Below are 10,421 nucleotides of genomic sequence, written 5' to 3'. Positions count from 1 at the left end.
ACAATGCCCTTTCAATCAGTTCAGCAAGATCCAAAGCGTTAACAGCTTCCATGATGAAATAAAAAAGCCTGGCAAGGAGCCAGGCTGCACAAAAGAGCGGGTTTGTATTCCGCATCCAATCAATCAAGAAGGAGTATAGCACACAGGTACTGAAGTGAAAAAATGTGATTCGCGATAAACAAAATACCTACCATTGCTCTAATTGATTGCTATAATTGAGCCGCAGTTTTTGTCAACTACGAAGACGTTGCCATTACTTCACTCCTTGACATCATTGGCGGCCATTAGGCCGCCTTTTTTTTGCCATATGAAAACAATCGAACAAAAACTTGAACAGCGCCGCGAGTGGCAGAAGGCAGCCAGAGAACGAGCGATCGCTCGGCAACGGGAAAAGTTGGCTGACCCCGCCTGGCGAGAATCGCAATATCAGAAAATGCGGGATACTATCGACCGCCGTATCGCTAAACAGAAAGAGCGCCCACCAGCCAGCAAAACGCGGAAAAGTGCGGTAAAGATAAAATCTCGTGGCTTGAAGGGGCGAACACCGACAGCGGAGGAACGGAGCATCGCCAATGCTCTTGGCGCTCTCCCCTGCATTGCCTGCTACATGCATGGAGTAATATCTGAAGAGGTATCTCTGCACCATATCTCCGGTCGTACCGCGCCGGGTTGTCACAAAAAGCAATTGCCCCTTTGTAGATGGCACCACCAGCATGCAGCACCGGCTGAAGTAAGAGAAAAATACCCCTGGCTGGTCCCTGTTCATGCCGATGGCGTGGTTGGAGGCAAGAAAGAATTCACCTTGCTGAACAAGTCAGAGATGGAGTTGCTGGCTGACGCCTATGAGATGGCAAACATCATGCACTAATAAATATATTATTTTTAATCTGAAATAATTGACAACTGACAAGTGACTTCAGTCAGAATCATCACATGCCCGGTACGGATGGATCCCTTTTCAAATATTCCATGGACGGCACAGTCTGAGTACCGGGCGCTACCTTCAGTTGTATTGCTAAGCCGCCACTGGTGGCTTTTCTTTTTTTGTAGGGGGCGCTATGGATAAGAAAATATGCGTTGTTTCGATGAGCGTCGGCAAACCGGCGTCAATGACTGCTGCATGGATCAACAACGAGCTGATAATGGCTGAGCGGAACAGCTACCCTGAACGCCGCCGCGATATGGAACTCCAGCTGCTGCGCGAATTGCGAGAAAAAGAGGAAAAGGGTTTTATCGTGCTGGTGGAAGAGGAAAACAGCTTTATTACTGGTCGAGTTGGCCAGCGTGTAAGGTTGCGCGATCCCTTCATGAACGGCAGGCCGGTACTAATTGAGGCAATGCAGATTTATAAGGAGCTGGAACGCCAGAAAGCAATCAAGTTACCGCGCAAGGAATCCGGCAAATACATCCTCCACCAAAGCATCTTCGATTCCGAACACGATAAAAAAGGCGATGAATTTTTCAACATCAACTGGAGCGAAATAACGACAGAGCATGTTCTGACGTTACTCTGTTGCTTTGCGACGGAATACAACAACGTTGCCAGCGCCGACTACATCAGGGCAATGGCTTGTGAAGTGGATAGTCGTGATGACTCATCGCTGATAGCGTCATATATAAACATCATCAAGAAAACTCAAATTATGGGATGCGCTAGAGTTCCTCAAGGAATACTCACCGGAAAGAATAATATTCTATAACCTACTAAGGTTATTTGTTACTTTCTGCGTAAACCTACAACTAACCTTCCTAAGTTAAGGAAGGTATTTATCATGAAGTGTAGACATAAGCGTATTATTACATGGGCTTAACCACAACCTTTCCGTATATATCAAGTTTTGAATGTAATACGTTGACGTGAGACAATTCTTTATTCGTACTAACTTTATCTAAAATTATATTTTTATCTTTTTCAGTCATGTTATACCCTAAGGTAATTTGCTTGAATGCAGAAAAAGGAATTTTCTTTAAGTTAATTACATGATAGTCATGAAAAACATCAGGATACTCATTTAATAGGCAATCATCAATCGATGGAGAGACAATGCTTCCTATTTTTCTCTCGCAGTCAGCCAATGGAAAAATAATTCTACTTTCATTTTCAGGAAGCCACTCTTCACCTTTTGTATAAAGGAGCCTATTAATAAAAAGCTCGCGAACTGAATCTCGATTTAAGATCCCATGCAATGTATTATCTTTATTCTTTATATCTATATTCCTCGATGGCGCAGGATAGCCATTAAATCGCACAGCGCCTTTATAATAGGTTACAGATGCTCTATCTTCTGGATTATAACTAACATCACACGGCCGATATATTTTGAAAAAATCGTGTGTTTCATCGAAAACTACAGCAAACCCCTTTCCTATCGATGCATAATGAGTCCACATATGTAGATTGCAATCACTTTTTGATAGAGAGAACACACCAAGATGACAGCTTACGGCTTCTACTAAATAATCGTTAAGGTACGTTACTATTTCTTGGAGTTTAGCTTCATCATATGAATCCATTGAGGTAAAACCTTCATTGATTAACAAGTGTGGAAAATCCTCTCCGTATCGTTTCCCGCAAGGTTTTAAATAATACTCTAACTCTTGTATAGATGGGACATAAGATGGATCTCGTTGCATTTTCTTAAATTCATTTCTAGCCCATGCGTAATCGGCTGGTGAAAATTTATTAAAAAATGGAAGAAGTCGCGACTCACTCGACGGATCATTAAGATACTTTGGTTGCGTTGCTCTAAAGAAACCATCCTCCAGACAAGATGTTCGAATGTGCATGCCCGGCCAAGGTTTTTCCATATAACTCTCGCCTATATATTTAACTAACACTGTATATCGTTCCTGTTGTTAAAGCCCATATCATATGGGCTTTAAATGATTATTAATCAGCATTCAGAAGCAATGCGTTATCTATGATGATCTGCTCCCATTCTTCGAATGCCCGGTCGCGGACGCCCTGGGGAACACTGTTTGTTTTGAAATCGACGACCGTCCGCCATTTCCCGTCCGGACGGTACATGCGCAGAGCTTTACTTCCCCCTTCCCTGCGCACCTCAACGTTATGCTTGTCAGCAAACTCTTGTAATGCTCGTAGCGTCCCATGCTTTACTGTGTAGTATCGCTTTTTCAAGTTTTCTCTCCAGCCTGTGCCAAGGCTTCAACTTCCAAATCGTAAGACTCAAACTCATAGTCCTGGTCGTCAACTTCTTCAGGCACTGGCAGTAAATGCCAGGCTGAGTATATCTGACCATTATCAAAACGCTCCTGGCTGTAGAGCGTCGCGGCTATGAGTGTTAGCGCCGGGCGGTCATAACGGTAAATTTTGCGAACGTCACGGTCAACGAGACGACCGAAATTACCATAACCGCGCTCCAGTAATAATTTTTTTATTTCCGGCCAGTATGGGCCATAGCTGCGGTACAGGCGGGGATTTTTCAGTAATCGCCCGCGTAGCCCTGACAGGAAGAAATCAACGTATTCGTCTTCTGTCTTTCCTAACAACGCTGTACGGAGTACCGCCTCAAGATATGTTTTATTCGGTTTTATTGTATCAGATAGTGTGGCCATATTATGCGACGCCCGGCGCACCGGGCGCTCCTGTTATGCATATTGTTGGATGACGGCCAGAACGTCCGCCACGTTGTGTTTTGTCTCGATAATCCACCAGTTCCCCGGGAAATCGCTGTTCTTCGCCTTCGCTGGCAGCCAGCGAGCGCCGAATTTCGCCTTGATTGCGTCTTTCGCACGGAAAAGAACACCTTTCATGCCTGAGGCTTCCTGAAGCCCAAATACTTCGCCAGCGGCGAATTTTGGTGCGTACATCATCTTCAGGTCGGCGGTGGATACGCGATAATTCAGACCAAGAGACTGAGCTATGCTGGTGGCATCACCCTGTATTGATGATAACTCTTCTTGTTTCTCGTTTCGGGCGGCAATTTCTTCCTCCGTGATGTTGCCAAGGGCCAGGTTTATCCGATCAGCGTCTGCCTGTTTTTCTTCATCGGTGCGCCCGGCAAGTACCGTGTTAATTCTGTGCAATATCTCCACATGATTATTGCGAATGCTGAGCAATTCCGGCGTAACCTCGTTAAGGTCCACCAGCCCAAGGATGGCAAGGTCGGAAAACATTGATACCAGGTTGTAGGTCATGCGATAGCTGAGTTGACCATAGGCTGATGGCAACTTCACCGCATCCATTTGATAGGCATCCATAAATTTAGAGCCGTCGTTTACGACATCCGCAATTGCAGGTGTGATTTTCCCTGTGGTGGTGGCCTCCCTGATTGCTGTTACCCACGATTGAGTCAGCGCGGCGACTGCATGATTCAGATTGGCTTCCCGTTCTGCTGCGATGCGCGCGCTTGCTGCGTCCATTGCCTGCTTGATCTCGTCTTTATTGCTGTAAATGCCAATGGTGCCAAACTGTGCTGTGGTGATCTCATAATCTGACGCCCGGAACTCATGGGTACCGAAAATAGCATTGGTGACCTCAAGTTCAGAATCCCCGTTACGAGTAGCCCCCTGGCTTGTTTTCTCCGGCATTTTGGCGATCGCATCCGCTATTTTCTCCTGAATTGCTTCAGGGGATAGCGTATCTCCGTATGACGCGATTACATCGCCATAATTGGAGCCAAACAGTTCAGTCAGGAATACTTCTGCCAAACGGACCTGGCGGTTATTCCCTTCCGACATCATACCAAGCACCCATTTTGCAATTGACGACTTCAGCGCGCCGTCACGGCGATCCGGGTAAACCGCATGCTTCAGTGGGTCCGTATAGGTACCAACAAAATCAATGCTGTAGCCTGACTCTGTAGTCTGAACGCCGTATGAGTCAGTGATTTTGATCATGCCGCGCTGCTGGAAACGGTAGAAATCGTCACAGGAAATGATGTCGTTAATCCCGGCGATGGAGACGCCACCACTGATTTTCTGCATAACAGCATCTTCATCGGGAGTTACATCAACCTGTTTATCCAGCGTCTTCACATCCCGGTTACCCGATTTGGTGCCTTTGAAGGTGAAGATGATCTCCACGTCTGCGCGCTGGCTGTCGAAGTCCAGCGACTTAATGCGAACGATATCACCGGCACAATCGTAATATTGGCCTACACGCCATGAGCGATCGCCGATAACAAGGAACTCTCTCGCATGGTTAACCAGGTCAGGATCAACATCCAGAATGCCTTTATTTATTGCATCCTCCACCAGCGGGCGCAGGCGTTTGATATCCGTCGCGGCCTTCTGAGTACGGTTCAATAATTTCTCATAGCGGGAGATAGCTTGAGAGATATTAGCCTTGCGCTGAATGGCGCTTTTCAACGACGCGCGATACTGAGCTAACAACATACGGTCAGCGTTATGGACACTCCCCCAGCGTGCCTTCCAGTCTGCGTTATCCGCTGCCTTGGCCATTGCCGCCTGTTTGAATTTGGCGACGTCGGTGGTGGTCTTTTCAAGTTCCGCTTTGCTTCTCTCTAATTCAGCGGTAAGTACCTCCACATCCTCGCCAGCTGCGTGTTGCGCCTTGATGTAGTTCTGAAGGTCGATAGTGGCCTGTTCTTTCTGGCGGGCACGTTGTGCGGCTTTAGCCTTATCCATTTGAACCTGCATCATTGCCAGACGTTCGCCGTCATCCTTAGCGGTATACATCTGCATTTCGATCATGTCGTTGGCGTCGGCGTTCTCCATTTCTGACTTATCTGAACGGAGAATATCGGATATCCAACCAGCTTTACGTTTCAGCGTCTTCAGTCGGTATTCATCGAAAGAACCCTTGCCGCAGTAGTAGTGAACGCGTACGCTTGCGCGGTTGGAGCCAACACGGGCGCCGCGACCGTTACGCTGTGCAATACTGGCTGGAGTCCACGGCAACGTCAGGTGGTGGATATCCGTCGTTCCTCGATGCAGGTTGATCCCCACCTCTGCCTTTTTGTTGCAGATTATGATCGGGGTACGCCCCTCCTGAAAGTCGGCAGCAATCTTTTCCAGACCGCCCAGCGACATTTCATTTTGCTGCGCGATATAAGCGTCATACAGAGCCATTTGCTCGTTGTATTTCGCTATCTGAGCATCTGTTGGTTCATCCGGTAGCTCTTTAGGCGGTTTAACCGCTTTCAGTTTCTTACTGGTTTTACCTGCCTCGGCAACCGTCTGAGCATTCAGAATCCCCACCTTTGAAGGTTCAAGGTTAAGAGCATTGCAGATAATGCGCTTGAGCTTCTGGTGCTGCGTTTTTTCATCTGTGAAGATGATTTGCTTACCTTCCGGGAAAAATTCCTTCAGCGTGGTAATCAGCTTCGCGTATTTGGGCGTAACGGGGTGAGTTACGGTCTGTTCGTCAATGCCAAACTTGGCCAGACGCTTATTCACTTCCTGCTCGAACGCTTCCGGAACCTGCAACTGAATAAACTCGCCCTTATCTATCAGGGAGTATTGCGATTGCTGCGTGATTGAATCATCACTGTCGTCGTCTTCGCTGGTGGCTTGTTTAGGCAAACTGTTCGCCAGCTGCTGTACCGCATCGGCATACTCCGGCAGGAAACGATAGGTGACCCGGCGGTAGTACAGATCCATGTCAGTACATACGCGGTCCATATCCCTGATTATTGAGAAGATCGGACGGGCTTTCTCGTGCTCAATCACGCCGTCTTCATTGACCGAGGTCGTTACGCCATTGTTGGCTTTTGCCGCCGCTTCCGCCTGCTGACGCAATTCTTCATACGCCGCCAGTTGTTCTTCAGTAAGTGGTGCATCCTGCTGGTGTTCGTCCAGTTCCGGGATCTCCACGGTATCCTTAACGTCTTCCGCCGTTTTAAGCGTTGTCCAGCGATGGAATATGCCGCGCAGCGCATCAAGGTTTTCAAAGCCCACCAGCGCCATTTTTTCTTCAACTTCACCGCTGATTTTCTGTACCGTTTCCAGCCTGGTCTTGCCGAAGAATTTAACGAAGTCATCCGGACCGTAGATCCCCATGTTCTGCCAGTATTCCTTCGGCAGAACATGAGAAAGCATGTTGTATGCATCGATCGGGGTATTAACGACTGGCGTTGCAGTCAGGAGAACCGGCCCGCGCCCGCCATTCTTTTTCATCAGGTACGCGTTTTTAATTGCCATATCTCGCGCAGATTGCGCTACCGCGCTGGTGGGCAGATAGGCCAGCTGTGACGCTTCGCGACCATTTTTATAGCTATTGCGGTAGTTGTGGCCTTCGTCAGCGATCACGCTGTCGAAGCCCATATCCTCAAAGTACGGATACTTCTCTGCTTTTTCGGTACCGGTATCTGAATACTCCGACAATACCCGGCGACGCGCCGCCTCTTTGCGATGGGAATCGGAATCCATTGCGCTGGCTACGCGCCCGGCGGCAACGAAGTCATAAAGCATATCCTGTGCATGCTCATCTACGGTGTCATCTCGTAGCGGAATGCGGGCGTATTGCTCTTTGGTAAACACGACTGCACGGTAATTTGAGTGCGGTATCGCGTTCATCCGCGCCGTGATAGTGGCTTCATCTGCCAGCTTAAGGGCATCGCGCATAAGTGGAGTGCCATCAGCACCAAGGACAGGTTTACCGTTCTCATCGAGCACCGGCACCTGGCGAATCTGATCGCCATCCATCAGCACATCAAGACCGACGAACAGGTAGTTACTGAATGCCTCTTCACTCAGGAACTCTTTTGCTTCGTAATACCAGTTTTCCAGCACTGATTTAGGCACTACATACGCAGTACGGGTGGAGCGACCGTTCTCATAGTTGAACGCCTCAAGCGCCAGCGCGGTCGTGGTTTTACCCAGCCCGGTGCCGAAGCCCAGAATGCCGCGTCCATCTTCGGACAGTCGGCGCACCTCGCTATTCTGGTAATCAAATGGCTGGCGCTTACCGCTTAATCCCTTCAACCCAAGCGGATCGCCAGAGTGTTCATACGGGATATTGCTATTGAAAACATCGTTGTATTTGGCAACCAGCTCATCGTAGCGATCGTGCGTCTTGATCCATTTATTGAACTGCTCCTCAAGCAGTGCCATCTGCTCGCGGTAGCCGTTCGCCGTCGCGCTATCTTTGCCACCGATACGCGCACCATTGAGATACTTTTCCAGCTGTGCCGGGAACCCGGTCGCGTTTTCTCCTGATTTACGGTCCCACTCGTAGCGAATCTCACCTGTTTCTTTATCCTTGCGCTGGACGACACCGTATCGGTGCCCGACGAACAGACCATCACCACCGTGATAGGTGTCAGAAACCATTTCGTCGCCTTCCAGCTGCACTGACTGCACATAGCGCAGATCCGGATAGCCGTTTTCCTGCAAAAACTCCAGAATGACGGAACGGTCGAACCAACGGCTATTGAGCTTAAAGCGGATATTCTCTGCTGGCGTCTTGATGCGCTTCTCTTCGATAGCTGCCAGCTGATTAAGGACGTTGTTCTTTACTGGACCGTCGGGGAGTGTGGCGAGGAATTCCTGTTTTGGAGCCACTATCTCGTTAATGTCGCCGCTGGTGGCGCGGGCGAACGGAACAATCCCGCCATACGGTGAAACCGCAATACCAGGGGTGCTGGCCAATAAATTAAGCAACTCTTCATCACTGGCTGGCAGTTCGCCGGTAAACGCAAGGCGGAAATCATCGAGCTGGATTGGATCGCGGGTAAGATCGCTATAGAGATAACGCAGGGTGTCCTGATAGCTGGTGGAGTCATAACTGGCGCTGGAATCATGCGTAACCAGCTTTCCTGTCAGCTCGTCAGAAATAGTGCCATCCAGCTTAATTGCACCACGGAAAGCAAACCAGGCGCGCGCACCGCTCCCCGATAATTTCGCTATCGGACCGCGACCGGGGTTACCAAAACGGTCAATCTCTGCCTGCAAACGGGATACCAGAGAAAGGCGCTGCTGTTCGATTTGTTCAGCACTATGCCCGGCGGCCTTCATGTCCTGATATTCAATTAACATCCGGCCAATCATCGCCCCGCGATACAAGCGTTCACGGTATTTTTCAGGCTGACTGTTAATCCAGTCCACCAGCTGCACCATATCGTCGCTGATTGATGTGGTGTACTTATCGCGGACATTTGCCATCTGGGTAAATGTCATACCGAGACGGCCTTCTGTTGTAGTCAGGTTACGCTGAAGAGCCTCCCAGCTATCCGCGCCATAACTGGCAACATCAATATTCAGCTCCTTCCCGGCATCAGCTTCAATCCAGCGACCACCAGCATATTTTTGCCATACGCCATTAATCAGGCGCATTTCCCCTTCATCAACAACATCTGCGGTCGGTGACGGTTCAGCCATATCGAGCAAAGACCAGTCGATACGACTTTCGAAACGATGAATCAGCTTCGCTTTAAGAGCCTGGTTATCAATCTGCCCGTCGGCACGAACCTCAATACGCCCCTGGAAGCCCTTTTCCTGGGTACCATGAACAAACCGACGGCCGTCCTTTTCAAACCACTTGCCAGAAATAAACGTTGGCCAAAGCACATTTGCCGATTCAAGAGTGCTTTCATCCACCAGGGGGATTTTCTCAGCCATCTCTGCCGGATGTTTGCGCATCAGCACCACATCAACAACTGTACTGGTCCCGTTTGCGTCAAAAGTACCGGTAGGCAAGCGGTGAGCACCAAGAAATTCAGCTTTACGGGATAGGCGCAGGCGCAACCGCTTCATGTTTGAACCTGAAACAATGGACGGCGGCACAATCACACACATGAATCCGCCAGGCTTTATCTTGTCCAGCATGCGGAGCATGAAGTAAGAACCCATGTCCGTTTCTTCTGCGTAAGGCTTATCGATGTTGCGTGTGTTATCACGACCGCCGAACGGAACGTTACCCACAACATGGTCGAATGAATCGTTAGGCGTGCTTACAGCCAGCTGTTCGAACGGGGAAATCTGTACGCTGTCTTCCGGATGTAACAGCTGGTTTATACGACCGGAAATGCTGCTGATCTCAGTTGCGGTCATCACCGTACCAACCGGTTTTGTCTCATTAAAAACGCCGGTGCCCGCCGATGGTTCCAGAGTGTTACCTACATCCGCGCCATAGAGCTTCATGATCTCCCAGACGCCTTCAGCGATAGGCTTTGGTGTGTAATATTCGGAGACGGACCCGCCAATGCCGCCTTCACCGGTGTAACCAGCCAGGATCTGGCGCTGTTCATCTGTCAGTGTCGCGCCGTCCACCAGCGAATTAAGCAAATCTATCGCCTTCTGATTCGCCTCCCGGCGCAGTCGGTCATAGCTTTTGCCTTCCACCTTTTCCACGCCGTATCTAATCGGCGCTCGATGAGATGTTATTGCCCTAATGTATTTCAATATTTCGCTGACACTTGAACAGCGAAACACCCCCACAGATAGCTTGTTCATTGGTAATCCTTAACAAGTGACTAGTGTTAAATTCCGTTCAAACA

General features: G+C 49.0%; 6 protein-coding genes. 2 read left to right on the top strand and 4 right to left on the bottom strand.

Features of this window, described 5'->3' with window-relative positions; genetic code table 11:
- Positions 1-307 precede the first annotated feature (307 nt).
- Entirely contained in the window at positions 308-868 is a 561-nt protein-coding gene (locus RGV86_RS22270) for a Ref family protein (protein ID WP_309508512.1), read from the top strand.
- A gap of 190 nt (positions 869-1,058) precedes the next feature.
- The gene (locus RGV86_RS22265) at positions 1,059-1,700 is read left to right on the top strand and encodes a maturation control protein (protein WP_309508513.1); all 642 of its coding nucleotides are present in this window, start codon (positions 1,059-1,061) and stop codon (positions 1,698-1,700) included.
- A 97-nt stretch (positions 1,701-1,797) separates the two neighbouring features.
- Here the strand turns inward: RGV86_RS22265 and RGV86_RS22260 are convergent, their stop codons facing one another.
- Genes RGV86_RS22260 through RGV86_RS22245 form a run of 4 tightly spaced genes read right to left on the bottom strand, consistent with a single transcriptional unit; the run spans position 1,798 to position 10,377 of the window.
- A complete protein-coding gene (locus tag RGV86_RS22260) occupies positions 1,798-2,838 on the bottom strand; it encodes a DUF2971 domain-containing protein (protein ID WP_309508514.1) in 1,041 nt (346 codons plus the stop codon).
- Between the two features lie 52 nt (positions 2,839-2,890).
- Positions 2,891-3,139, bottom strand: a complete 249-nt coding sequence (locus tag RGV86_RS22255; protein ID WP_000747846.1) for a hypothetical protein — start codon at positions 3,137-3,139, stop codon at positions 2,891-2,893.
- A complete protein-coding gene (locus tag RGV86_RS22250) occupies positions 3,136-3,576 on the bottom strand; it encodes a hypothetical protein (protein ID WP_000224043.1) in 441 nt (146 codons plus the stop codon). Before RGV86_RS22250 ends, RGV86_RS22255 begins: the two co-directional genes overlap by 4 nt.
- Positions 3,577-3,609: 33 nt before the next feature.
- On the bottom strand, positions 3,610-10,377 hold the full coding sequence (locus tag RGV86_RS22245; RefSeq protein WP_309508515.1) for an N-6 DNA methylase: 6,768 nt from the start codon (positions 10,375-10,377) through the stop codon (positions 3,610-3,612).
- Positions 10,378-10,421 lie beyond the last annotated feature (44 nt).

Origin of the sequence: Escherichia ruysiae, from assembly GCF_031323975.1 — a bacterium.
Taxonomy (GTDB): Bacteria; Pseudomonadota; Gammaproteobacteria; order Enterobacterales; family Enterobacteriaceae; genus Escherichia; species Escherichia ruysiae.
Note: the sequence above shows the minus strand (reverse complement) of the source record. Positions and strands in the feature narration are given on the sequence as shown.

Excerpts from the sequence above, each read along its gene's own strand:
- RGV86_RS22270 (WP_309508512.1), top strand. The coding sequence starts at position 308 with ATGAAAACAATCGAACAAAAACTTGAACAGCGCCGCGAGTGGCAGAAG.
- RGV86_RS22265 (WP_309508513.1), top strand. The coding sequence starts at position 1,059 with ATGGATAAGAAAATATGCGTTGTTTCGATGAGCGTCGGCAAACCGGCG.
- RGV86_RS22250 (WP_000224043.1), bottom strand. The coding sequence starts at position 3,576 with ATGGCCACACTATCTGATACAATAAAACCGAATAAAACATATCTTGAG.
- RGV86_RS22245 (WP_309508515.1), bottom strand. The coding sequence starts at position 10,377 with ATGAACAAGCTATCTGTGGGGGTGTTTCGCTGTTCAAGTGTCAGCGAA.